Here is a 23,958-nt window from a genome sequence, read left to right as displayed (position 1 = left end):
ACTAGTATAAAAGATTGTAGACAAAAGAGTTCGTACTTTAACAATTGGATCCTTTTAAGTTAAAATAACAATGAATAGAAGGAGGGTTATAAGATGGCATTTGTAATTACAAGCCCTTGCGAAATGGAAAAGGCAGCTGAATGTGTCGATGTATGTCCGGTTGACTGTATAGAAGAGGGGGAAGATCAATTTTATATTGATCCTGATATATGTATTAATTGCGGTGCGTGTGTTTCTGTATGTCCAGTTGGCGCAATAGTTGAAGATTTAGAGATGCTTCCTGCAGATGAAAAGTATTTAGAGAAGGCAGAAGAATTCTTTAAGAATAAATAAAAGTTCTCTTCAATTTCGAAGAGAACTTTTCTGTTTAGAACATTGACATAATCCATCCAATAACAACAATCGCACCGATAATCATTAAAATGGTTCTAATCATAATGTTCACTCCTTGAAAGGCTTTGTACGTAAAATAACCTAAATGGATGAAGTTTAAACATTAGAGTGGTTATCTTGAATTCAAGATAATTGTTGTGGTATGATGAAGCTATCATTGTCGTATATAAAGGAGGCTTATAATAATGAAACATATATTTAAAAAAGGATCAGATCTATCTAATCCGACACTTTTACTATTACATGGAACTGGTGGGACGGAAGAAGATCTATTACCATTAGTTGATCATATCGACCCTGAAGTGAACGTTTTAAGTGTTCGAGGTAACGTTGAAGAGAATGGGATGCCACGATTCTTTAGACGTTTAGCAGAAGGTGTCTTTGATGAAGAGGACCTCATTTTTAGAACGAAAGAGTTATACGAGTTTCTAGATCAAGCTGCAAAAGACTATGGGTTTGATCGTGATAATATCATTGCAGTTGGGTATTCAAATGGTGCTAATATTGCTGGGAGCTTAATGTTCCATTATCAAGATGCGTTAAAAGCGGCAAGTTTACATCACCCAATGGTTCCTCGTCGTGGAGTCGAATTACCGGATTTGACAGGTAAAAAAGTCTTTATCGCTGCAGGGACAAATGATCCGATTTGCCCGGCCCAAGAATCTGAAGATCTTAAAGAATTGCTTGATGGGGCTGGGGCTAATGTTCAATTACACTGGGAAAACCAGGGACACCAATTAAACTTAGGTGAAGTTAAAGCAGCGGCTGATTGGTATAAAAGCTTATAATTATAAAGCCTGAAGCGGAATAGCTTCAGGCTTTTTTTAATCCATATGAGCAAATGGAAGGTCGGTATCAACTTCACCTTCAATTTTGCTAATGTTAAGGTCGCTTCCGTTTAACCATTTATCAAAGTTAATTTTGACGGGTTCTTTGTCACCGCCTAGAGCAAACCAAGCTTCGCGTTGTTTCGGTAAGTACGCAGACGTGTGAATAGTGCCAGCCCAGCTTTTGTATTTGTCAGAGAAGATACCGCGATCGCTGTCGTTCATTAATCTGAAGGCGTCATTTACACTCATGCTTGTTTTTCTTTGTGATTTAATGGCGTCCATTCGTTTATATGAGTCTTCTAAATGGTGACGGTTTTCTTTCGTTAAATGTTCGAAATGATTGGTACAGACGTTTGATTGGCGGACATGGACACCACGTGGGCTCGTTTCGACAACATACGTTTGACCATTTGGATCAAGTAATATGTAACTAAATGCATTGCGATGTGGAATGTCTTTTAACAATTGGACAGCTTCATCGACATTGGCACACGTATCTAAAATAATTCTACCAATCATATAGCAGACGAACCCATCCTTTGGGGTTTTCCGGTGTGTGAAGTTGTACGCCATAACTAAACCTTTTTCATTCATGCCATCCATACGTCCTGTAACACGTGAGGTAGGTCCTAATACAGCATAACCTCCGTCATTTGGTTGAAACAAACTGTACCTTCCTTCATAAGTTTGTGGCTGATAATCGTAATTTCGAATCATGTAATCTTCTTCAGTCATAATGGAGCAGCCAAATTTTTTAATTTCAGTACGGTAACCTCCGAAATCACGTAACACTTCTTCCATCGGTAGCTCTAAACCTTCACGCAACCCTTCTAACTCTTTCCACATGTTAGGGGCATACTGCATAAACTTGTCCTTAGCTTCATATACATCAATTGAAAAACGTGGTCTTCTTATTTTCCAATGTTTAAGGCGGTTTTGGATCGTTAACGTGCCTTTTAGTTGCTTTCCTTGTTCATAGCCAAAGTCATAATGGCCACCTCTAAATTGGATGATTTCACTATATATTTGCTTCATCTTAGTTCAATCCTTTTTAAAAATAGTTCTTATTATTATACAAGAAATGGTCGAAATAGGCGAAAGTTTGAACAAGTGGTTGATGAACTGAAATAAATTCAAGCCCTTAAAGTGAGTAAGGCCACTTTAAGGGCTTATTATTTTGCATGTATACGTCAAACTGTTTCCATAAAATCACTTAGTTTAGATAATTGAATAAAAGATAATGTTATTGTATAATACAGTGTTGATTTGTCTTATATAAAATAAACTATAAAATATATTAAAGCAAGGTGGTCAATATGTCTAATAAGGATTACAGAGTATTGCTTTATTACAAATACGTTCATATTGAAGATCCAGAAACGTTTCGTGATGAGCATTTACAATTCTGCCAAGACCTTGACTTAAAAGGTCGAATCATTGTCGCTGAAGAAGGTTTGAACGGAACTGTTTCAGGGACAGTTGAACAAACGAATCAATATATGGAAGCTCTTCAAGCTGATCCTCGTTTTGAAGATATGACATTCAAAATTGATGAAGCGGATGAACATGCATTTAAGAAAATGCACGTCCGTCATAAAGATGAAATCGTTAATTTAAGCTTAGGTGATGATGACATTAACCCTAATGAACAAACGGGTGAGTATTTAGATCCTAAAGATTTCTACGAAGAGATGAAAAAGGAAGATACAATCGTCTTAGATGCACGTAATGATTATGAGTATGATATAGGACATTTCCGTGGTGCGATTCGTCCAGATATTCGCAACTTCCGTGAGCTCCCTGAATGGATTAAAGATAATAAAGAGCTATTAGAAGGTAAGCGTGTGTTAACGTATTGCACAGGTGGAATTCGTTGTGAGAAGTTTTCAGGTTGGTTGAAAGAAGAAGGTTTTGATGATGTTGGTCAGCTACACGGTGGTATTGTCAGTTATGGTAAAGACCCTGAAGTTAAAGGTGAATTATGGGATGGACAATGTTATGTGTTTGATGAGCGAATTAGTGTACCAATCAACCAAGTGGAGCACAAAGTTGTAGGCCGTGACTATTTCACGGGTGAGCCTTGTGAACGTTATATTAATTGTGCGAACCCAGATTGTAACGAGCAAATTCTTTCTTCAGAAGAAAACGAACATTTCTTTTTAAGAAGTTGTTCACATGAATGCCGTGTACACCCTCGCAACCGTTATATTGAAGAACATGGTTTATCAGAAGAGGAAGTACAAGCGAAAATGGAAGCAATTGAAGGTTACGAAAAACAGAAAGTATAAATTTTGTTGACATAGTTATAAATGCCATGGTAATATGCATATAATTTAATATTAATAATTGAATAACAATTTTGACTCTTATCAAGAGTGGCAGAGGGACTGGCCCGATGAAGCCCGGCAACCTTCAAACAACGGTTTGAAAGGTGCTAATTCCTGCAAAGCATATGCTTTGGGAGATGAGAGAGACAAATAGCTTGAATATTTGACCTCTCTATCTCAAAGGTAGGGAGGTTTTTTGCGTTTTAAAAGTTATGTAAAGGAGGAGGTGATGACAATTAGCAACAATGAAAAGAAAGTTGTCATCCCTAATTTCACTTTAGAATCAGGTTTTACGTTTAAAGAAGTTGAGTTGGTTTATGAAAAGGCAGGAAACAAAGAAGGACCAGTAATTTTGGTGTGCCACGCTTTAACAGGAAACCATAAAACGATTGGTACAGACGAGGACCCTGGTTGGTGGCGTGGTTTAATCCATGAGGGCGGTTATGTTGATTTAAATCATTATCAAGTGATCACGTTTAACGTGTTAGGAGGGTGTGATGGTTCAACAGGGCCGAAGTCGATTGATCCTCAGACAGATGAACCGTTTGGGGCAACTTTTCCAAATGTCACGGTACGTGATTTAGTTGAGGTTCAATTTCTAGCGCTGAAAAAGTTAGGGGTTAATCATTTACGTGCTGTGATTGGCGGTTCTTTAGGTGGGATGCAAGTGTTGGAGTGGGGGTTGATGTATGCCAACTTTGTTGACGCGATGATCCCGATCGCTGTGACCCCTCAGTTTAGTGATTACGCTATAGCTTTTAACCACATTTCTGCAAAGGCGATTAAGCAAGACCCTAGTTGGCAGCGGGGTGAAGTCCCAGAAGAAGGATTAGGATTAGCGCGAGAAATTGGTATGATTACGTATCGCTCAGCACCTTTATTTCAGGAAAGGTTCAACCGAAAGAAAACAAATGGTGAATATGACGTTCAGTCTTACTTAGATTATCAAGCTGACAAAATCGTTGAACGTTTTGATGCGAATAGTTATTTAACATTGTTAAATGCAATGAATAACCATGATGTTGCCTGTGGAAGAGGGAGTTATGAAGCGGCATTAGAACAGTTAGAAGTGTCTGTTGTTGCTCTTGGTTTTCAACACGACTTACTGTACCCACCGCAAGAAATTAAGTTATTTGTTGATGACGTTAATATGCTAGGTGGTTCAGCTAACTATTATGAAGTTGAAACGATCTTTGGTCATGACGGGTTTTTAGTAGAGTTTGATAAGTGGGGGCACGTCATTGAAACAGCTTTAAAAAAGTTAACATTTAAAATTAATAAATAGGAGTGGTGAATGATGAGTCAAAAAGATTACCGTTTAGAGACAATTGGAGTACATGGTGGATTAGAGGCTGATCCGACTACAGGTGCAAGAGCGCTACCGATCTATCAAACGAACTCGTACAAATTTGATAGTACAGAACATGCAGCTAATTTATTTTCATTGCAAGAGGAAGGGTTTATATATTCTCGTATCGGTAACCCGACAGTTGGTGCTTTAGAAGAGCGTGTCGCACAGTTGGAAGGTGGAATTGGTGCCTTGGCGTTCTCAAGTGGTATGGCTGCGATCTCAGCTGCGATTTTTAACATCGCTGAGGCGGGTGATGAAATTGTTGCTGCATCAACGTTATATGGTGGAACTTATAACTTGTTTTCAACTACGTTACCGAAACATGGTATTACGACACATTTCGTTGACCCAACAAAACCAGACAATTTCCGCCAAGCGATTACACCAAAAACGAAAGCGGTTTTTGCTGAAACGATCGGAAACCCTGGCTTACACGTATTAGATATTGAACGAGTTGCAGAAATTGCTCATGAAGCAGGCGTGCCGTTAATTGTTGATAACACATTCCCATCACCATATTTGTTACGCCCTATAGAATATGGAGCGGATATCGTTGTTCATTCAGCGACAAAATGGTTAGGTGGTAATGGAACGACATTAGGTGGTGTGCTCGTTGATGCTGGTCAGTTCGATTGGAATTCCTCGAAATTCCCTGGCTTCACTCAACCTGACCCAAGCTATCACGGCATTGTTTATGCTGAAGCATTACCTGAAGCAGCATTCATTACGAAAGCACGTGTTCAAGTGTTACGTGACACAGGGGCTTCATTAAGTCCGTACAATGCGTTTCAAATAGCATTAGGTTTAGAGACGTTACACGTTCGTATGAAAGAGCACGTTGCAAATGCTCGTCGTATTGTTGAGTACCTAGAAAAACATCCAGGTGTAGAGTGGGTGTTGTACCCAGAAAAAGACGACCATCCTTCAAATGAGTTAGCGCAAAAGTATTTACCAAAAGGTGCTGGTTCGATTGTTGTATTCGGTATTAAAGGTGGTAAAGAAGCAGGTTCTGAAGTGATTAATCAAGTGGAATTGTGGTCTCATCTAGCTAACGTAGGAGATGCGAAAAGTTTAATTATTCACCCAGCGAGTACGACTCATCAACAGTTAAGTGAGGAAGAAGTGGCTCAAACAGGTGTGACTAATGATCTTATTCGCTTATCAGTTGGAATCGAAAATGTTGACGATCTAATTGAAGACTTAGAGCAAGCAATTAAAGCTGCAACTGGTGAGTCATCACAAGTCGAACATGTGAATTCATAAAAAGGAGGCAACAAATGGGTTCGGTTAACGTAGCTTTGTTAGGTTTCGGCACAGTAGGAAGTGGTGTGTATGAGTTAATTGAACGAGAGCAAGAAAGGTTGTCTGAATCGCTAAATGGCTCTGTTAATGTTGTCGCTGTTTTAGTTAAAGATGACTCGATTAAGCGAGATGTATCTAGCGATGTCTTAGTAACGTCTAATATTGATGATGTTTTAGCACAACCTGTTGATGTTATAGTCGATGCGATTGTTGGTGTTGAACCTGCCTTTACTTATTTGTGTAAGGCGATTGACCAAGGGTGTCATATCATTACAGCTAACAAAGAAATGTTCGCTTATAAAGGGTTTGAACTTAAAGAAAAAGCAAAAGAACAAGGTGTAGCTGTTCATTATGAAGCGACTGTTGCAGGTGGTGTGCCTGTCATTCGAACGCTCAGTCAGTTGGTTTCGGTAAATGAAGTGGTTCGTATTGAAGCAATTTTAAATGGAACATCTAACTATATTTTAAGTGAAATGAGAAATAAGCAGATTGATCTCAATACAGCCTTACAAGAAGCACAACGTCTAGGTTATGCAGAAGCTGATCCAACTAATGATATTGAAGGGTTCGATGCCTTTTATAAAGCTGTTATTTTAGCAGAGCTAGTAACAGAAGAGCGGGTTAGTTTTAATCAGGTTTTCCGTCAAGGTATTACAGGCTTAAGACAAGAAGATGTGGTTAACCAACAATTGAAAGGGCATCGCGCAAAACATATTGTTACTTTAACGATTAAGCAAGGAGAAGTAAATGGTGTCGTTGAACCTAAATGGGTTACGGCAAAGCACCCTTTATATGATGTAGAAGGGGTTAATAATGGTGTTGTCGTCACTAGTCAATACAATGGCCAACTTAAACTTGAAGGTCCAGGTGCAGGGAAGGGACCAACCGCTAGTGTAATTGTTGAAGACTTAGTTCACATTTATAAGCATGAACAAAAAATAGTCGTTCATTAGTTGCGAATGACAAGCGTTCTTCCTCATAGGATTTGTGTTAGAATAGTGAAGGATTTCCCTATGAGAAAGGACGTTTTCAATGAGCACAACATATAAAACACCACTTTCCCCTCAATATGACCCTTGGGAAGCATATATGGATGTTGAAGAACATGGTGAAATAGTGTTATCGAACATTGAATTTACAACGACTCATTTATGTAATATGCGTTGTCGTCACTGTGCAGTAGGTGACACGTTGATGAAAAAAGACCCAGATGCTTTGCCAATTGATCTATTACTTAAAAGGCTCGATGAAGTGCCACATCTTAGAACGTTAAGTATTACAGGTGGCGAACCGATGTTATCGAAAAAGTCAGTAGATGAATACGTTGTTCCTTTATTGAAATATGCACACGAACGAGGCGTACGAACGCAAATCAATTCTAACTTGACTTTACCATACAATCGTTACGAAGCGATTATTCCTTATTTGGACGTATTACACATTTCGCATAACTGGGGAACAGTAGAAGAGTTCGCAGAGACAGGTTTCGCATTAATGGACCGCAAACCTTCTTATGAAAACCGCGAAATGTATTTTCATAGAATGGTAGAAAACAGTCAGAAGTTATCAGAAGCGGGTGTCATGGTTTCAGCTGAAACGATGTTAAATAAACGTACTTTCCCTTACTTAGAAAAAATACATGACCATGTTCTTGAAATGGGATGTGCCCGTCATGAAATTCACCCGATGTACCCAGTAGACTTCGCTAGCGACTTGCAAACGTTGTCGCTTGATGAAATGCAAGAAGCGATTAACCGTCTGCTAGATCATCGTGACGAAAATGTATGGATGTTGTTTGGTACAATGCCGTTTTATCCTTGTAACAAGTCAGAGGAAGACTTGAAGCTTTTAAAGCGGTTAGACCGAGCCAACAATGTGACGGTCCGTAATGATCCAGATGGGCGCTCACGGTTAAATGTTAATATATTTACGGGTGATGTGACAGTTACAGACTTTGGAGATGAGCCTTCTTTAGGTAATGTTCAAGATACTAAACTTCTAGATTCATATCATCAATGGTTAGACACAAAGACAGCTCAATCTTTAAATTGTCATTGCCCGATCGCTAAATGTTTAGGTCCTAATGTGTTAGTGAAAAACACGTATTATCAAGAAGTTGACTTTCAACAACGTCAAGCAAAAATAGAAATAGTAAAACGTTAAAACTCGGTCTAAGTGGCCGAGTTTTTTATAATATAAATTTGATAATTCTGATTATTTAAAATAGCATTGTACATTTCGACATTAAACAGTAAGATAAGAGTTATTATTCATAAAATTGTCACGAAAGAGAAAGGGGCAACAGGAAATGAAGTTAATCGTCAAATTAATTGCTGGTATTATACTAGGTATTGTTGTTGGGCTTATAGGAATTGAGTGGTTAACAAGGTCGTTAATTACATTTAGTGACTTATTTGGACAGTTTATTGAATTCATGATTCCATTAATTATATTGTTCTTTATTGCATCAGGTGTATCAAAGCTTGGACAGGGTTCTGGTAGGCTAGTAGGTTTAACAGTTGGTACAGCTTACACGTCAACTATTCTAGCAGGTATCGCTGCTTTCTTTATTGCAACATTAATTATGCCAATGGTGGCTTCAGAACGTTCTGCACCAGAAGAAGGAAGTGCGTTAGAAGGTTATATTGATTTAGCTATTGATCCTTTAATGGGAGTTATTACAGCATTAGTACTAGCCTTTACGTTCGGTATTGCGATGGCTAAGTTAAATAGTGAAACGTTAATTCGTGTGTTCGATGAAGGTAAATCAGTCGTGGAGTTAGTTATTGTTAAAGTAATTATTCCTTTACTTCCATTCTTCATTGCTGGAATCTTTGCTGAGCTTGCCTCAGAAGGAACAGTCTTTGATACGTTAAGAGTGTTCGGTGTTGTTTTAGTTGTAGCGATAGCAACACATTGGGCTTGGATTATTCTGCAATATACAGCAGCAGGTTTGTATATCGGTCGTAACCCATTTAGTTTACTGAAAACGATGATCCCTGCATATTTTACAGGTTTAGGTACAATGAGTAGTGCTGCGACAATTCCGGTTACTTTAAGACAATCAAAACAGAACAATGTACGTGAGGAAGTTGCGAACTTTAGTGTTCCGTTAAGTGCGACCATTCATTTATCAGGTAGTGTTATTACCATTGTCAGCTGTACAGTAGCAGTAATGGCTGTATTAGATGGCTACACGGTACCAAGCTTCTTCGAGATGTTACCAGTCATTGCAATGTTAGGTATCATTATGATTGCAGCTCCAGGGGTTCCAGGTGGAGCGATTATGGCGGCGATTGGTATTTTAGGTTCAATGTTAGGGTTTACTGAAGCAGCTATTGCGTTAATGATCGCGTTATACATGGCGCAAGATAGCTTCGGAACAGCAGCTAACGTTACAGGTGATGGTGCCATTGCACTGTTCGTTGATAAATTTACAAGTAAGTTTAAAGGATAAAAACAAGGCAACCTCTTTAAGTAGAGGTTGCCTTATTTTAATACGTCAATAATCCGATTATAATCATCAAGACTAATAATGTTGCATTGGGCGAGCTTATGAGTAGAAGTCTTTTAATCCATGTATCTCTACTATAGCGATCTTGTTGTGTTTCAGTATGATAATTAGCTCTTACACGATCACCGCGATTGAGAGCACCTGTTAAGATACCTGCTATAAGCAGTGGAACAATTGCACCTACACTAATGATGGTCAGTGGTACATTCCAATCACCAGTGAAAGCCCCAACTAATAAAGCGACAACTGTAATTGCTAACCCATAGCCAACGTATGAAAACTTCTTGATAATAAATCTCCCCTTATAATTAATTAATCCTCATCTACAGGGTAGACGCCATTTTCATCATGAACTTCTTTACCTGATAGAGGCGGGTTGAATACGCAAACAACGCGCATGTCTTCACTACCACCACGTAATAAATGTTCATCATGTTCATCTAAAGAGTAAACTGTGCCTGGTGTAATTTTGTATACTTTACCGTCTTTTAATGTCTCAACCTCACCGTCACCTTCAATACAGTAAACAGCTTCTAAGTGGTTTTTATACCAAATATGAGTTTCAGTTCCTGCTTTAATTACAGTGTCATGGAGTGAGAAGCCCATACCATCTTTCTTTAAAAGTAAGCGACGGCTATCCCAATTTTCACCCTTAACTTCGTTTTCTGATCCGATTACATCTTGTAATTTTACAATTTTCATTAGTAGATTTCTCCCTTCGAATATGTTTGTTATAGAATTTTACTTAAAAACTCTTGTGTACGTGGGTTTTGTGGATCTTCGAAAATTTGTTGTGGGTCGCCTTCTTCCATCACAACACCTTCATCCATAAACATAACGCGGTCACCAACTTCACGCGCAAATCCCATTTCGTGTGTTACGACGACCATCGTCATACCTTCTCTTGCTAAATCTTTCATAACTTCTAACACGTCACCAACCAACTCTGGGTCTAATGCAGATGTTGGTTCGTCAAAAAGCATGACTTTAGGCTCCATAGCTAATGAACGCGCTATAGCTGCACGTTGTTTTTGCCCGCCTGATAGACTTTCAGGGTAGGCATCTGCTTTGTCGGATAACCCAACTTTTTCTAAAAGTTGTAAAGCTATCTCCTTAGCTGCCTCTTCTTTCATACCTTTTACTTTAACAGGTCCAATAGTAATATTTTCTAGCACCGTCTTATGTGGGAACAAATTAAAGTGCTGAAATACCATTCCCACTTGTGAACGGACTTGGTTAATGTTAGTTTTGGGGTCATTAATTACATCTTGATCGATTGTAACTTCGCCTGATGTAATGTCTTCTAAAAGGTTGATACACCTTAGAAATGTACTTTTACCAGAACCTGAAGGCCCGATTACACAGACTACTTCACTTTCTTTAACTTCAGCACTTATTCCTTTTAGGACTTCAAGGTCCCCAAACGACTTGTGTAAATCTTTAACAGTAATCATCTATACATCTAACTTCCTTTCTACACGACGTAAAATTACCGAAGTTGGAATTGTAATCATAAGGTATATGATACAAACCATAACGAGAGTCTCAAAAACTTCGAATGTTGCATTGTAGTATTGTCTACCTTGGTATACTAATTCTCCAACTGCAATGACGGAGAATAAGGAAGTATCTTTCAAACTAATGATAAATTGATTACCTAGTGGTGGAATCATCCGTTTAAAAGCTTGAGGCCAAATGATGTAGCGCATCGTTTGTCTTTCGGTTAACCCTACAGCACGCCCAGCTTCATATTGTCCTTTATCAATTGAATGGACAGCTCCACGGACAATTTCAGCGATATATGCACCTGCGTTTATAGTAATTGCAATTATAGCAGCTGTTAAAGCGCTGATGTTAACACCAATTAAGTCTTCTGAGATTCCGAAATATATGAATAAGACTTGTACTAAAATAGGTGTACCTCTAACTACTTCAACGAAAATGGTACTTATTCCTCGAATGAATCCATTTTTAGATAACCTTCCAAGTCCTGTAAATGCACCTAGAATAAAACCTAAAAATAAACCGACTATAGTAATTAGTAAAGTTAGCTTTAAACCTTCATATAAAAAGGGTAACGATTTAATATAGGCTGAGTCCATTAGTGAATCAAGCATGCTGTTAAGTGCATCTATCATTCTATTAATCTCTCCTTCTATGAAGTCGCGTTACAGCCGCGACTCAGTATGGAAAAAAGCGTAACAAGCATGTACTTGTTACGCTTGAATATAGTAGTGTCCGTGTTGTTATTTAATTTTTACTCTGGTGATTCGCCAAACCATTTTTCGTAAATTTCATCATAAGTCCCGTCTTCTTTTACTGTAGCTAAAGCTTCATTAACAGGTTCAACTAGTTCAGAGTCTTTAGGGAAAGCAATCCCGTATGGTTGACCTTCTAAAACGTCACCTACCGTTTTAAGTTCATCTTCTGCATTTTCCATAATGTAGTATTGAACGTTAGGTAAGTCATACAGAACAGCATCTAAACGACCTGCTTCTAAGTCCATATAAGCTGTTACGATTTCTGGGAATGCTGTTACTTCAGCATCTGTATTGTTTAATAGAAATTCCTCACTTGTAGAACCTTGACGAGCACCGACTTCAAGTCCGCCGACATCATCAATCGATTCAATATCTGAATCCATCGGAACTGCTAAAATCAAACCTGAATCGTAATAAGCATCTGAGAAGTCAATTGTTTCTTGTCTATCTTCAGTAATTGAAATACCAGCTATACCGATATCGTTACGACCTGATCTCATTGAAGCTAACAAGCCGTCAAATTCCATAGTTTCATACTCAACTTGGAACCCTGCTTCTTCAGCGATTGCGTTAAGTAAATCAATGTCGAAACCTTCCATTTCGCCTGTGTCAGGATTTAAGTACTCAAAAGGCTGGAAGTTTGCATCTGTAGCAACTGAGTATGTTTCCATATCTCCGTCTCCACTCTCACCATCTGTGCCGCAAGCTGCAAGTAATCCAATTAATAGCATCGCAGCAAGTAAAATAGTTAACTTTTTCATTTCAGTATGTACCCCCTACCAAATTTTGTTTACCAATTTTATTTTCTCATGGTTTTCATAGTTTTGGAAAATGACATTAAACAACATTATTATGAATTATCTGATATCTGAGCTGATTTTTCGTAGTAGAACTCAATCACTTATAAAATAACTGTCGTTTTTTAAATATTACTTTCGTTTAATCTACATTTCCCTTTAACAATAAATATGGTAGTTGTACAAAAAATATGATAGAAAAAAGCTTTGTACGTTTTCATTACGTACAAAGCTTATGTTCAAAATTAATATGGATCTGATGGATGTCCCATCTGTTCAGCATCGTGAACGGCTTCTTCCATTTTGTCATCTTTCGGCATTGAATTAAGCCCTTCCGCCACACGTTTTCCATACTCTTCGTCGGCTTTTGTGAAGTTCTCAATCATTTGGTTTTGAATATCTTTATGACATTGGGATAAAGCGCCAACTAAATTGTTAATTAAGTCGTCACGCTCCCAGTCATTAAGACGACGATATGTCTCACCAGCTTGCCCGAAGTTGTTCTGTCGGTCAATTGTCTCTCTTACAATGTTCCCTTCGACGTACGGTTCATGTTCTTGACCATTGTTCTGATCTTCTGTGTATCCACCAAGAAGTGAAGGTTCATAGTTAATATGTGGGTTTTTATCTTCACCGTAATCTGTTCGGTAATCCATTTGCCCGCCGTTTTGGTTCGTGCGTATGCCTTTAAGTGGACTGTTAATAGGCAGTTGTAAGTAGTTAGGTCCTACGCGATAACGTTGTGTGTCTGAGTATGAGTACGTACGCCCTTGAAGTAGTTTATCATCTGAGAAGTCTAGTCCATCTACTAATACCCCCGTACCAAATGCGGCCTGTTCTACCTCCGCATGGAAGTTCTTCGGGTTTTCGTTAAGTACCATTTTCCCGACTTTGTGCCACGGAAATTGATCGCGATACCATAGCTTAGTTGGATCCAGTGGGTCAAAGTCTAACTCAGGGTGTTCGCCTTCTTCCATAATTTGAACGTAAAGCTCCCACTCAGGGTAATTACCTTCTTCGATTGCTTCATATAAATCTTGGGTTGAGTGGTTAAAGTTCATGCCTTGGATTTTGTCAGCTTCTTGTTGTGTTAAGTTTTTAATGCCCTGTACAGGCTCCCAATGATACTTCACTAACACAGCTTTTCCTTCTTTGTTGACCCACCTGTAGGCATGAACACCTGAACCTTGCATTTGTCTATAGTTAGCAGGTATACCCCAAGGTGAGAATAAAAATGTAATCATATGTGTTGCTTCTGGTGATTGACTAATAAAGTCAAAGATTCTTTCAGGGTCTTGAATGTTTGTTACAGGATCTGGTTGAAATGCGTGTACGAAGTCAGGGAATTTAATTGGATCACGAATGAAGAAGATTTTTAAATTATTACCGACTAAATCCCAGTTACCATCTTCTGTGTAAAACTTAATTGCGAAACCACGTGGGTCCCGTAACGTTTCGGGTGAATGTTTTCCGTGGTTAACTGTCGAGAATCTTGCAAAAACAGGTGTGCGCTTTCCTTTCTCAAACACTTTCGCGCGCGTGTATTTTGAAATAGGTTCACCGTTTACTTCGCCGTATGATTCAAAATAACCGTGTGCACCAGCTCCGCGGGCGTGAACGATTCGCTCTGGGATTTTTTCTCGGTCGAAGTGGCTAATTTTCTCGAGAAAATCGTAGTTTTCAAGAACGGTAGGGCCACGTTTTCCAACTGTTCTAGTGTTTTGGTTGTCTGTGACTGGGTGCCCTTGTTGGTTCGTTAGTTTTGATTTTTGATTTTCATCTTTGCTGACTTTATTTTTCATATAACAATTCCTCCTTTCAAATTCACATTTATTGTGTGCAAAAAGAGGAAATTTAGTATAAAAACAACAAAACACCTCTTTTATGTTTGTACATAAAAGAGGTGTTAACGTTATTGTTCATCTTTAAAAGAGCTTGAAAAGCGCTTCACCGCTTCGTCATCTGCATCAAGGTAAAGTGAACGAGAAGGGAAGGCGATTGACACATCTTCTTCTTCTAAAATGTCCATAATCTTGAAGTTAATATCTTCTTTAATTTCTAAATATTCTTCCCATGCCGTTGTCTTCGTGAAGAAGTAGAGCATAATATCCAAGCTACTGTCGTTATAGTTGTCAAAGCGTACAAAAATTGTTTCTGGATGAATGTCCTCGTGGTTTTCTAACAATTCACGGATGCGTTTAACAACTGACTCAAGCTTATCTTTCGGTGTACTATATTCAACACCTAAATTGAAGAATATACGACGTTTGCCCATTTCACTCCAGTTCGTAATGGGTTCATTTGAAAGGGTCGAGTTCGGGATCGTGACAAGTGATTCCGAAAATGTTCTAATACGTGTACTTCTAAAGGTAATATCTTCAACGACACCTTCAACGCTAGGGGTTTCAACCCAATCCCCCATTGTGAATGGTTTTTCAGTAATGATGACGACCCCGCCAAATAAGTTTCTAATCACTTCTTGGGCAGCTAAAGCGAAAGCTAGACCACCAAGACCTAAACCAGCGACAAAACCGCTGACGTCATAGCCAAATTCTTGTGCAATAATACTTAAGCTGATGGCAACGACGATAAAGCGGACAGCTTTTGATATAAACGGAATTAGTATTTGATCAATTTCTAAATTAACTTTATCACTGACTTTCATTAGTAATAAAGATGAACTGGATGCTAAGTTAAACAGTCCCCAAGTGATGATTAAAATAACCGAAGACCTAATTAAGCTTTCAAATAGGTCACCTTGTTGGTTAATGAATGGTACATAATCAACAGCGATATAAATACCAATAATGACAAAGAGTAACCTCACAGGTCGTTCATACGACTTCACAACGAAATTAAGTAGATCTGACCCGGACTTATTTGTCAGTTTTAAGATGAAATAAAAAACATACTTAGCAAATAGTTTTCTTAGCAAAAGAAAGACTAATAGAATTCCTAAAGCAATACCTAGATTAATCCATAAGTCGTAATCGTTTATGTATTCCCAAAATCGCCAGTTCATATTATTTCTCCTTCATCTTTAACGCCTCTTTAAAACTATTATTATCATACTATACACATCTTAAAACATAAAGAAGCTGAATATGTAAAAACCTCGAGCTAATATGCCCGAGGTCGTCTGTTAAACGGCAGAAGCTTCAATAGCACGGATGACGCGATCTGCTGTGCTGCCACTTGATTGAGGGTTTTGTCCTGTCACAATGTTGTGATCACGTACGGAGAAGTCTGACCACTTTTCACCTCGTTCAAAGTTGGCCCCTTGTTCTCGAAGCTTTTCCTCTAACATAAATGGCATATGCTGATCTAATTGCATTTCTTTTTCTTCTTCGTCAGTAAATGCCGTTACTTTTCTATCTTTAACAATTGGAGTACCGTCTTCATAAGTGACGTTAACAAGTCCGGCTGGTCCGTGACAGACAGAGCCGATCACTTTTTCTTTTTCAGCAAATTGTTGTAAAACATATTGAAGTGTTTCGTGATCTGGGAAGTCGAACATCGTACCGTGTCCGCCTGGTAAAAATATTGCATCGAATTCACCAGCATCACCTTTTGTTAGCTTTTCTGTATCTTTTAGTTCAGACTCAGCAGCTTTCCACTCTGGATTATCTTCAATACTATTCGGGTCTAGTGGTACTTCGCCACCTTCAATGCTCGTTACCTTCACTTCATAGCCTTGCTCTTTAAATTTAACATATGGTAGTGCGAACTCTTCTAACCATAAACCTGTTTTGTGATCATCTGTAATTTTCGTATGATTGGTTAAAACCATTAAAACTTTCTTTGTCATGTTTATACCTCCTTCTGTGATAGTATTTATAACATTTATGAAAAATATGACGCAAAACAGATGCTCATAAAAAGAAAAATCCCTAAAAAGGGATTTAACATAATTGAGGTGGAATATTAAAGTTCGTATCAAATGTGTATGGAGGTGCCGGTTCAAGTACTGGGATTGAGCCATAAGCTGGTGGATGTTGAACGTAATGGAAGTAAGAGCAGCTATCCATACTCGGTCCATGAGCCCAACGCCCCTCTGCGCTCGCATCTCCACGTGAAAAGTTATAAAAATCATAAGCGACTTCTTTTAATTCTTGGTCTGATGGGAAAGTTGATGGTACAACAATGCCTTCTTTTTCTTCAAGCTCACAAATAGCAGCTAACCACATATTTTGGTGCATACGATCACGTGCAATTAAGAAAGATAACATTTCTTTAACACCAGGGTCATCAGTCATTTCATACAATCTTGCTGCTTGTAAACGCCCTTGTGATTCGGCTGTTAAATTGGCTCTAAAATCAGCAAGTAAGTTACCACTAGCACCGATGTAATCAGCAGTCCAACTGTTACCATTACTGTCTTGAGGCATCGCACCAAGTCCTGAAACGATTGCGTGTTGTGGGTTCATTCCGCCAATAATGGCTGCCATTGCAGGGTCTTGTGACGCTTCTTCCAAAGTTCCTACTGGTGCATCATCTAGTAAGCGTGCAATCATCGTTGCTAACATCTCAACGTGCGCTAATTCTTCTGTTCCGACGTCGTAAAGCAAATCTTTGTACTTGCCTTCCATACGTAAATTAAAACCTTGGAATAGGTACTGCATGGCAACAGAGATCTCACCATATTGTCCGCCTAATATTTCTTGTAGTTTTCGTGCGAATAGTGGATCTGGTCTTTCTGGCTTGGCTTCAAATTGAAGTTCCTTAATGTGATAAAACAAGAGTTTCACTTCCTTATTTTTTTCTTTTAGGTATCTGTGTATAGTTATGCATTTGCCTTGGCTAATGTCTCGTAAATAAGTAAAAATAGGCATTTAACTCATAACAATGGACAATCTAATAACAACACGAGTGAAGGTGGCTAAATTAATGGAACGGTATGATGTCATTATTGTTGGTGGCGGATTAGCTGGTATAACGTGTGGGATTGAACTCGCCAAAGCCCGGTATAACGTATTAATATTGGAGAAAGCATCGCACATGGGAGGGCGTACTTCTTCGTGGGATTTTAACGGTATGGCAGTAGATGCGGGTTTTCACAGAGTTATTGGTTATTATAAACATTTTCCAAAGTTGCTCCACCAAGCAGGCATTAACTTAAATGATATCGTCGTCTGGGAAGAGAAATTGGATGTCCTATCACCAAAGCATAAGCACGTTACGACTTTTGGAGTCGCGCCTTTTCATGGACCGATTAAAATATTAAGGGCCATGCTAGGTAATAACAAATCAATCTCACCTAAAGCGAAACTATCGCTTATGCCATTTTTCAAAAATGGTCTTCACGAATTTAAGGTTGATCCGAAGAAATTAGATCAGACTAGCATATTAGACTTCGCACGTGAACATGGCGTCCATGAAGATGCGATTCACTTATTTATCGAAGCGATGTGCCGGGGGATTTTTTTCACGCCTTCAAAGGACTTTTCAGCTTATGTCTTTTTTGGAATTCTAGCACCTGCTCCACAAAGGTTTTATAAAATGCGGATCGGTAGTTACTTAGGTGGAATGAGTGATGTAATGATTGGCCCACTCGTTGATTATTTAGAAAATCTAGGTGGGGAGGTAGCATTAAATCAAGGTGTTGAAAGGTTGTTAGTTGAAGGAGAGGAAGTGGTAGGAGTTGATCTTGGGCATGATAAGTTCTATGCAGAGCAAGTCGTATTATCGACAGATATAGGAGCTGCTCAAAATATCATTAGTCAGTCACCCCTAGACCAAATAAACTTTTATTCGTTATTAAAGTTACCGACTTTGCCTGCCATTTCAGTTCAAATAGAATTAACAGAGCCAGTGTTAGAGCATGATCGAACTACTTTTGCTCCAGGAACAGTTTTAGGAAGCTTCTCTGAACAGTCGAGGTCAACATTTAGACAATCAAAAGGCCGTTTGTCAGTGATGCTCGTATCAACTGAAGAACTAGAGGTGCTTACAGATAAAGAGTTAATTGAATTAATTTATAAAGAAGCTGATGAAATTGGGATTAGTATGAGAAATAAAGTGATCGATTATCGGGTTGTTAGGCATAGTGACAAATTTTACTCAGTTGCACCTGGACACGATTTATTAAGACCAAGTCAAAATACTGTTGTTCCTGGTTTAACGCTAGCTGGAGACTATACAAAGCAGCCTTATTTATCAACGATGGAAGGGGCGGTTTTATCAGGAGAGATAGCAAGTGAAAATGTAATAAATGCGCTTCGTGAAAGCCAATAAAAAACTGCTCATAACATAGTGAGCAGTTTTTTCGTTTATAATATTCTTCTTTTCGGGGGTTGTCTTGTATTATCTTTAGTATTTAGAATGCTAGGTCGTTTATCGTTAAATGGCAATGGTGATCGCACTAATGTTAGGAAGAATGCTCTTGGGTTAAACGGTAGTAATGGCCACATGTACGGAACGTTTAGTGTTTTTGTTTTAATTAATGCGAGTAGCCAAATCGTAACAGCAACAATAAATCCGACAACGCCAAACGCAGCTGCGACCGTTAAGAACGCTAGACGGGCGATTCGATTAGCTAAACTTAATTCGTAACTTGGTGTGGCGTAGTTTCCAATAACGGCAGCTGCAATGTATAAAATAACTTCATTCGTAAATAACCCTACCTCTACAGCTATTTCCCCAATTAATATGGCAGCTACTAGACCTAATGCGGTAGCTAAAGCATTAGGCGTGTGAATGGCCGCCATCCTTAATATATCGACCCCAATTTCTGCGAGTAAAAACTGCACGTATAATGGAATAGTACCCGGGTCATCAGGTCCTAAAAAGGCTAAATGTTCACCGCCTAAGTGAGGATTTGTTGCAAGTAAGTACCACATCGGTAAAATAAATAAAGCAATTAATACTGAAATGAAGCGAATCCAACGTAAGAACATGCCTACAGCAGGTGCTTGGCGGTATTCTTCTGCATGTTGCAAATGGTGCCAAAAGGTTGTAGGGCAAATCATGACACTAGGTGAACCATCTACTAAAATTAGAACATGCCCTTCCATGAGATGAATACTTGATGTATCTCCTCGTTCAGTGTAGCGAACGAGTGGGTAAGGGCTTAACCGTTTGCCGAAAATATACTCTTCTAACGTTTTCTCGCCCATAGGTAACCCATCTACATCGATATATTCTAATTCTTTTTTGATTCGATCCACTAATTCTTTGTCTGCAATGCTGTCAATATAAGCCAGTGCAACGTCTTTCTTTGAGCGTTTACCAATTTGTAAGTATTCCATAACTAAAGAGCGATCGCGGACGTGTCTTCGCATTAATGCGGCATTAAAAACTAATGTTTCGACAAAACCATCTCTTGGACCACGCACGACTCTTTCTAAATCGGGTTCTTCAGGTGAACGAATTGGATATTCACGTGTGTCAACCATCACGACTGTATTACAGTTCTCGATAATTAGAGCTGTTTGTCCTGCTAATACTTGTCCTATGACTTCTTCTAGATCCTCTGAAGTTTCTACTTCTTGGTGTGGAATAATCGACTGAGTAAGAGTATCAATTGGGTTTTTCTTTAAGTCTTCGATTTCTAGGTCGTTTAAGCTTTTTAACGTCTCGATCATCGATAAATCATTAGCAAAGCCATCAACAAAAAACATCGCCATTCTTCTACCACCATGAACGAGTTTGTGGTGAATAACGTCGAAGTTTTCTTCAATTCTTAATTCTTTAGTTAAGTATTCGACATTCTTTTTGAAGTTTTTAGATACAGGGACTTGGTTACCAGGTTTACCCATTGTCCACCCTCCAATCAGTCTAAAAGTGACTAACCTTATTATTAATAAGTCACTGAAAGTTATGCGGTGTTAATAGCTCATTTAAGTTTGGTATATTATATAAAAAGGATTAGAGGAGTTTTTATAATGAATTTGCTGCTGAAGTGGTGTTACATAATCGGTTTATTGTTGTTTATGCAACCTGCAATTTTTAGTTTTGGTTTAGAAGGGAGAACTGGAGAAGGCTCCTTCGTGTTAGTGTATTTGCTTATAATTAGCTTAAGTTTAATTCAAGTTGGTTTAGTCTATTGGCTGAAAAAATACTCTGAGGACCAGTTAATGCAAGGTGCTTTGATCATTACTATAATCGGTGTTCCTTTCTTAATGATCAGTCAGTTTATCTCCTTGTTAAACTTAGTTGGGGAAACGACATCAAATGTTCTTTCAGTTCATGTCGAGCTAACATTTGTAGGTGTTATGTCATTACTTTTTCCTTTGGGGTTAATTAGTTTTGGATATGTCCTATTTAAACGTTATATGAGAATAGGAATTATAATGTCGATATCTGCTTTTGTTATGATGGTTGGTCTAGTTGTATTTCCGTGGATTCATCACTTAGGTATGATTTCTGTATCAGTTTTTGGGCTGGTTATGGTCAAGAATTTGTAAAAAAGTATTACAATTAGGTCACGTTTTTACATGTATAATGGATGGAGGGGAAGTTATTTTGAAATAGGTTTAAAGGTGAGTGGATATGAAAACAGTCTGGGATATATTCAAGCAAGATATAGCCAATATAAAGCGAGTTCCGCTCGTTGGAATATTATTAATCGGTTTAGCAATTCTTCCTTCACTTTATGCATGGTTTAATTTAGCAGCATCTTGGGACCCATATGACAATACTGATGATGTCAAAGTTGCGGTCGTTAATGAAGATGAAGGCACTGAAGTAGAAGGTGATTTTGTACATGTAGGAGATGAAGTAGAAGCTAATCTTCAAGAAGAAGGTGGGCTTGGTTGGACATTTGTTTCAAGAGAGAAAGCTGAAGAAGGGGTGTATTATGGTGATTATTATGCAGCCATATATATTCCTGAAGATTTCTCTGAAGGCCTTGTAAGTGTAATTGATGGCTCACCAAATCCTGCGGAGATTCAATATGATGTTAACGAAAAACTGAACGCGATTGCACCGAAAATGACAGAAACAGGTACGTCCACTATAGTCAATGAAGTATCATCTCAATTCATACAAGAATCGAGTGAAGCTCTTTTTACTGAGTTTGATCGTCTTGGAATTGCATTAGAAGAGGAATTACCTACTATTAGGGCACTTAAACAACAGGTCTACACACTAGAAGAAAGTACGCCTTTATTGATGGATATTGGGGACATGGTTATATCGATTGATGAACAGTGGGGTGATGTTGAGAGTCAAGTAGAGCAGTTTGAATCGTTAGATGAGCTCCGACCACAAATTACAGAAGGGGTAGAGTATTTTCTTCAGTTAGAAGAAAATTTATCTGAGATTGAGGCGTTAGGTGAAAGAATCGTTGAAGTTCAATCGTATTTGCCTCAGATTAATCAGTCTTTAGAAGAATTCCGAGCTTTTTCTAAGCAAATGGAAGTGATTGAAGACGAAATTAACGAGGTTGTATTAGTAGCCTTACAGTTACAAGAAGGTATAAGTATAGTTGATGATAATTTACCTAGCGTACTAGACCAAATTCAAACGATGGAAGAGCATACAAGTACTTTAGTTGATCTATTAGCTAACTTGAATGAAGACCTTGATCAATATATTAATCGCCTCAACGAAATGACAGACGACACCATTCTATTATTAGAGGAGATAGAGCAAGCTTTAAATCAATCAGATATAGGTGAAGTAGAAGCGAGGTTACATGACTTAAATGATCAGCTGCAATCTTATGATTTATTGTTAGGAGATGTTATATCCCAATTAGAACAATGGGAGTCAGTAGACCCTGATATTTCAGAAACGGTTGAGCAATTACAAACGATTCAACAGCATGTTCAATCTACCCAACAACGAATTGATCAAACTATTGAAGGACTTGAACAAAATGAGGAAGTTACTGAAGATTGGATTGATGGTATAAATCAAACCATTGGAACGCTAAATAATAACTTAGTTGATTTTCAATATTTCATGACAACCGAAGGCGAAGACCAAATTCATTCAGTGTTTGAGAAAGCTTATCAACAAGTGTATGAGACAAATGAACAGTTAACTAACATATTAGAAGTGCTTCCGGAGCTAGAAGATCATATAGATGAGATGGATCGACTCTTTCAAATAGATGAACAAGAGTTAGAAACATTTTTAAACGAGACAAATGTTAGTGATGATCTTGTTGATTTAATCGATCAAATCGAAGAGACTCTCCCTAAGGTTGAAAATACTCTTTCGGATGTTGCATATTTTATGGAACATCAATTTGGTGATTTGCAAGAGAGGATAGAGGGAGTCGCACTTTTCATTCGTAGTGATTTGCCAGAAGTGGAAGCGCAGTATTTGTCATTACTTGATTTAATCGATGAACACTTTCCTCAAGTGGAAGAAACTGTACAACAGTTAGCGCAATTCGCAGATGAAGACCTCGAAGACCTGAATACCCAACTTAGTGAAGTCACTGAACGAATGCGAGAGATAGAAGAAGAGGGAGCTTTAAATGAATTAATAGTTCTTTTAAGAAATGATGTAGAGGAAGAAAGTGATTTCTTTAGGGAGCCTGTTGTTTTAAGTGAAAACCAACTGTTCTCCGTTCCTAACTATGGTTCTGCGAATGCACCTTTTTATACAGCTTTAAGTTTATGGATTGGTGCTTTATTGCTATGTAATCTACTTAGTACTGAAGTCCACCGAAAAGATCGTCAACCGCATTACAAAATGCACCATATGTATTTAGGGAGAATGATTTTATTTCTCATTGTGGCTGTATTACAAGGTATCGTCCTTAGTGTAGGTAACATTATGATGCTAGGAGTTCATACGCAATCGCCGTGGTGGTTTACGATTTTTACAGTGTTAATTGCTGTTGTATTCATGTTGATGGTTTACACGCTTACTTCAGTGTTTGGGAATATTGGTAAAGCTCTAGCCATTGTCCTTCTCGTCTTACAGCTAGCTGGTGGGGGAGGAATGTTCCCGATTGAAGTCGCACCAAACTTTTTCCAAGCGATCCACCCTTACTTACCATTCACGTATGCTGTTGATTTGTTAAGAGAAGCGGTAGGAGGAATTATACCGTCTATTGCTTGGTTTAACACAATCATGCTTGTAGTATTTGGGGTTGGAACGATTGTATTTGGATTACTTTTAAAAGAAAAGTTAGCCGCGCGAATTGCTGAAACATCAGAGAAATCGAAGTCTAGTCGGTTAATTGATTAAAAAAAGCTGTCGAGTGATTACTCGACAGCTTTTAA

22 protein-coding genes and 1 riboswitch are annotated in these 23,958 nt (G+C 38.4%); of the genes, 11 read left to right on the top strand and 11 right to left on the bottom strand.

The annotated features are described in order from the left end of the window. The first annotated feature begins 93 nt into the window (after positions 1-93). Together AHA02nite_RS10565 and AHA02nite_RS10560 are read left to right on the top strand one after the other, a co-directional pair. Positions 94-333, top strand: coding sequence for an indolepyruvate ferredoxin oxidoreductase subunit alpha (locus AHA02nite_RS10565; RefSeq protein WP_146817118.1), 240 nt, complete (start codon positions 94-96; stop codon positions 331-333). 242 nt (positions 334-575) lie between these two features. Continuing rightward, positions 576-1,181, top strand: a complete 606-nt coding sequence (locus AHA02nite_RS10560; RefSeq protein ID WP_174758191.1) for an alpha/beta hydrolase — start codon at positions 576-578, stop codon at positions 1,179-1,181. 36 nt (positions 1,182-1,217) lie between these two features. Here the strand turns inward: AHA02nite_RS10560 and AHA02nite_RS10555 are convergent, their stop codons facing one another. After that, positions 1,218-2,258: a C45 family autoproteolytic acyltransferase/hydolase gene (locus tag AHA02nite_RS10555; protein ID WP_146817114.1), complete on the bottom strand. Its 1,041-nt coding sequence runs from the start codon at positions 2,256-2,258 to the stop codon at positions 1,218-1,220. 281 nt (positions 2,259-2,539) lie between these two features. On the opposite strand from AHA02nite_RS10555, the gene trhO reads away from it, so the two are divergent. From trhO to AHA02nite_RS10525, 6 genes are all read left to right on the top strand, one after another. Then, a complete protein-coding gene (gene trhO, locus AHA02nite_RS10550; protein WP_146817112.1) occupies positions 2,540-3,511 on the top strand; it encodes an oxygen-dependent tRNA uridine(34) hydroxylase TrhO in 972 nt (323 codons plus the stop codon). Positions 3,512-3,586: 75 nt separating this feature from the next. Beyond that, a riboswitch (SAM riboswitch) is annotated at positions 3,587-3,694 on the top strand. Between the two features lie 85 nt (positions 3,695-3,779). Next, the gene (gene metX / locus AHA02nite_RS10545; RefSeq protein ID WP_146817110.1) at positions 3,780-4,835 is read left to right on the top strand and encodes a homoserine O-acetyltransferase MetX; all 1,056 of its coding nucleotides are present in this window, start codon (positions 3,780-3,782) and stop codon (positions 4,833-4,835) included. A gap of 12 nt (positions 4,836-4,847) precedes the next feature. Next, complete coding sequence (locus AHA02nite_RS10540) at positions 4,848-6,164, top strand: O-acetylhomoserine aminocarboxypropyltransferase/cysteine synthase family protein (protein WP_146817108.1); 1,317 nt, start codon at positions 4,848-4,850, stop codon at positions 6,162-6,164. A gap of 14 nt (positions 6,165-6,178) precedes the next feature. Further along, positions 6,179-7,156 carry a homoserine dehydrogenase gene (locus AHA02nite_RS10535; protein ID WP_146817106.1) on the top strand — a complete coding sequence of 326 codons (978 nt, stop codon included), beginning with the start codon at positions 6,179-6,181 and terminating at the stop codon, positions 7,154-7,156. Positions 7,157-7,235: 79 nt separating this feature from the next. Beyond that, on the top strand, positions 7,236-8,366 hold the full coding sequence (yfkAB, locus tag AHA02nite_RS10530; protein WP_146817104.1) for a radical SAM/CxCxxxxC motif protein YfkAB: 1,131 nt from the start codon (positions 7,236-7,238) through the stop codon (positions 8,364-8,366). 145 nt (positions 8,367-8,511) lie between these two features. Beyond that, on the top strand, positions 8,512-9,660 hold the full coding sequence (locus AHA02nite_RS10525) for a dicarboxylate/amino acid:cation symporter (RefSeq protein WP_146817102.1): 1,149 nt from the start codon (positions 8,512-8,514) through the stop codon (positions 9,658-9,660). 37 nt (positions 9,661-9,697) lie between these two features. Here AHA02nite_RS10525 and AHA02nite_RS15470 read toward each other — a convergent pair whose 3' ends face one another. From AHA02nite_RS15470 to AHA02nite_RS10485, 9 genes are all read right to left on the bottom strand, one after another. Further along, positions 9,698-9,970, bottom strand: coding sequence for a DUF5316 family protein (locus tag AHA02nite_RS15470; protein WP_407642740.1), 273 nt, complete (start codon positions 9,968-9,970; stop codon positions 9,698-9,700). A 59-nt stretch (positions 9,971-10,029) separates the two neighbouring features. Beyond that, complete coding sequence (locus tag AHA02nite_RS10520) at positions 10,030-10,419, bottom strand: ectoine synthase (RefSeq protein ID WP_146817100.1); 390 nt, start codon at positions 10,417-10,419, stop codon at positions 10,030-10,032. A gap of 29 nt (positions 10,420-10,448) precedes the next feature. After that, positions 10,449-11,171: an amino acid ABC transporter ATP-binding protein gene (locus AHA02nite_RS10515; RefSeq protein WP_146817098.1), complete on the bottom strand. Its 723-nt coding sequence runs from the start codon at positions 11,169-11,171 to the stop codon at positions 10,449-10,451. Further along, positions 11,172-11,855, bottom strand: a complete 684-nt coding sequence (locus AHA02nite_RS10510; RefSeq protein ID WP_246118848.1) for an amino acid ABC transporter permease — start codon at positions 11,853-11,855, stop codon at positions 11,172-11,174. A 119-nt stretch (positions 11,856-11,974) separates the two neighbouring features. Next, entirely contained in the window at positions 11,975-12,739 is a 765-nt protein-coding gene (locus AHA02nite_RS10505; RefSeq protein WP_146817096.1) for a transporter substrate-binding domain-containing protein, read from the bottom strand. A 281-nt stretch (positions 12,740-13,020) separates the two neighbouring features. Beyond that, on the bottom strand, positions 13,021-14,577 hold the full coding sequence (locus AHA02nite_RS10500) for a catalase (protein WP_146817094.1): 1,557 nt from the start codon (positions 14,575-14,577) through the stop codon (positions 13,021-13,023). Between the two features lie 110 nt (positions 14,578-14,687). Further along, positions 14,688-15,797 carry a mechanosensitive ion channel family protein gene (locus AHA02nite_RS10495; RefSeq protein WP_146817092.1) on the bottom strand — a complete coding sequence of 370 codons (1,110 nt, stop codon included), beginning with the start codon at positions 15,795-15,797 and terminating at the stop codon, positions 14,688-14,690. Between the two features lie 120 nt (positions 15,798-15,917). Further along, positions 15,918-16,583 (bottom strand): type 1 glutamine amidotransferase domain-containing protein, encoded by a 666-nt coding sequence (locus AHA02nite_RS10490; RefSeq protein WP_146817091.1) that lies wholly within the window; start codon positions 16,581-16,583, stop codon positions 15,918-15,920. 94 nt (positions 16,584-16,677) lie between these two features. Beyond that, positions 16,678-17,514 (bottom strand): manganese catalase family protein, encoded by an 837-nt coding sequence (locus AHA02nite_RS10485; protein ID WP_146817089.1) that lies wholly within the window; start codon positions 17,512-17,514, stop codon positions 16,678-16,680. A gap of 148 nt (positions 17,515-17,662) precedes the next feature. Here AHA02nite_RS10485 and AHA02nite_RS10480 point away from each other — a divergent pair, with 148 nt between their 5' ends. Then, positions 17,663-19,009 carry a hydroxysqualene dehydroxylase gene (locus AHA02nite_RS10480; RefSeq protein ID WP_170236069.1) on the top strand — a complete coding sequence of 449 codons (1,347 nt, stop codon included), beginning with the start codon at positions 17,663-17,665 and terminating at the stop codon, positions 19,007-19,009. A 35-nt stretch (positions 19,010-19,044) separates the two neighbouring features. On the opposite strand, the gene AHA02nite_RS10475 is transcribed toward AHA02nite_RS10480, so the two are convergent. Then, positions 19,045-20,532 (bottom strand): spore germination protein, encoded by a 1,488-nt coding sequence (locus AHA02nite_RS10475; protein WP_146817085.1) that lies wholly within the window; start codon positions 20,530-20,532, stop codon positions 19,045-19,047. A 126-nt stretch (positions 20,533-20,658) separates the two neighbouring features. Here AHA02nite_RS10475 and AHA02nite_RS10470 point away from each other — a divergent pair, with 126 nt between their 5' ends. Together AHA02nite_RS10470 and AHA02nite_RS10465 are read left to right on the top strand one after the other, a co-directional pair. Further along, entirely contained in the window at positions 20,659-21,180 is a 522-nt protein-coding gene (locus tag AHA02nite_RS10470; protein WP_170236068.1) for a hypothetical protein, read from the top strand. 85 nt (positions 21,181-21,265) lie between these two features. Next, positions 21,266-23,923, top strand: a complete 2,658-nt coding sequence (locus AHA02nite_RS10465; RefSeq protein ID WP_146817077.1) for a YhgE/Pip domain-containing protein — start codon at positions 21,266-21,268, stop codon at positions 23,921-23,923. Positions 23,924-23,958 lie beyond the last annotated feature (35 nt).

This window comes from Alkalibacillus haloalkaliphilus (assembly GCF_007991275.1).
In the GTDB taxonomy this organism is placed as follows: Bacteria; Bacillota; Bacilli; order Bacillales; family Alkalibacillaceae; genus Alkalibacillus; species Alkalibacillus haloalkaliphilus.
The sequence above is the reverse complement of the archived record's forward strand: the minus strand, read 5'-3'. Positions and strand labels throughout refer to the sequence as shown.

What these genes read in the sequence shown, in the direction of transcription:
- AHA02nite_RS10565 (WP_146817118.1), top strand. Translation starts at nt 94, where the DNA reads ATGGCATTTGTAATTACAAGCCCTTGCGAAATGGAAAAGGCAGCTGAA.
- AHA02nite_RS10555 (WP_146817114.1), bottom strand. Translation starts at nt 2,258, where the DNA reads ATGAAGCAAATATATAGTGAAATCATCCAATTTAGAGGTGGCCATTAT.
- trhO (WP_146817112.1), top strand. Translation starts at nt 2,540, where the DNA reads ATGTCTAATAAGGATTACAGAGTATTGCTTTATTACAAATACGTTCAT.
- metX (WP_146817110.1), top strand. Translation starts at nt 3,780, where the DNA reads ATGACAATTAGCAACAATGAAAAGAAAGTTGTCATCCCTAATTTCACT.
- AHA02nite_RS10540 (WP_146817108.1), top strand. Translation starts at nt 4,848, where the DNA reads ATGAGTCAAAAAGATTACCGTTTAGAGACAATTGGAGTACATGGTGGA.
- AHA02nite_RS10535 (WP_146817106.1), top strand. Translation starts at nt 6,179, where the DNA reads ATGGGTTCGGTTAACGTAGCTTTGTTAGGTTTCGGCACAGTAGGAAGT.
- yfkAB (WP_146817104.1), top strand. Translation starts at nt 7,236, where the DNA reads ATGAGCACAACATATAAAACACCACTTTCCCCTCAATATGACCCTTGG.
- AHA02nite_RS10525 (WP_146817102.1), top strand. Translation starts at nt 8,512, where the DNA reads ATGAAGTTAATCGTCAAATTAATTGCTGGTATTATACTAGGTATTGTT.
- AHA02nite_RS10520 (WP_146817100.1), bottom strand. Translation starts at nt 10,419, where the DNA reads ATGAAAATTGTAAAATTACAAGATGTAATCGGATCAGAAAACGAAGTT.
- AHA02nite_RS10515 (WP_146817098.1), bottom strand. Translation starts at nt 11,171, where the DNA reads ATGATTACTGTTAAAGATTTACACAAGTCGTTTGGGGACCTTGAAGTC.
- AHA02nite_RS10510 (WP_246118848.1), bottom strand. Translation starts at nt 11,855, where the DNA reads ATGATAGATGCACTTAACAGCATGCTTGATTCACTAATGGACTCAGCC.
- AHA02nite_RS10505 (WP_146817096.1), bottom strand. Translation starts at nt 12,739, where the DNA reads ATGAAAAAGTTAACTATTTTACTTGCTGCGATGCTATTAATTGGATTA.
- AHA02nite_RS10500 (WP_146817094.1), bottom strand. Translation starts at nt 14,577, where the DNA reads ATGAAAAATAAAGTCAGCAAAGATGAAAATCAAAAATCAAAACTAACG.
- AHA02nite_RS10495 (WP_146817092.1), bottom strand. Translation starts at nt 15,797, where the DNA reads ATGAACTGGCGATTTTGGGAATACATAAACGATTACGACTTATGGATT.
- AHA02nite_RS10490 (WP_146817091.1), bottom strand. Translation starts at nt 16,583, where the DNA reads ATGACAAAGAAAGTTTTAATGGTTTTAACCAATCATACGAAAATTACA.
- AHA02nite_RS10480 (WP_170236069.1), top strand. Translation starts at nt 17,663, where the DNA reads ATGGAACGGTATGATGTCATTATTGTTGGTGGCGGATTAGCTGGTATA.
- AHA02nite_RS10475 (WP_146817085.1), bottom strand. Translation starts at nt 20,532, where the DNA reads ATGGGTAAACCTGGTAACCAAGTCCCTGTATCTAAAAACTTCAAAAAG.
- AHA02nite_RS10470 (WP_170236068.1), top strand. Translation starts at nt 20,659, where the DNA reads ATGAATTTGCTGCTGAAGTGGTGTTACATAATCGGTTTATTGTTGTTT.
- AHA02nite_RS10465 (WP_146817077.1), top strand. Translation starts at nt 21,266, where the DNA reads ATGAAAACAGTCTGGGATATATTCAAGCAAGATATAGCCAATATAAAG.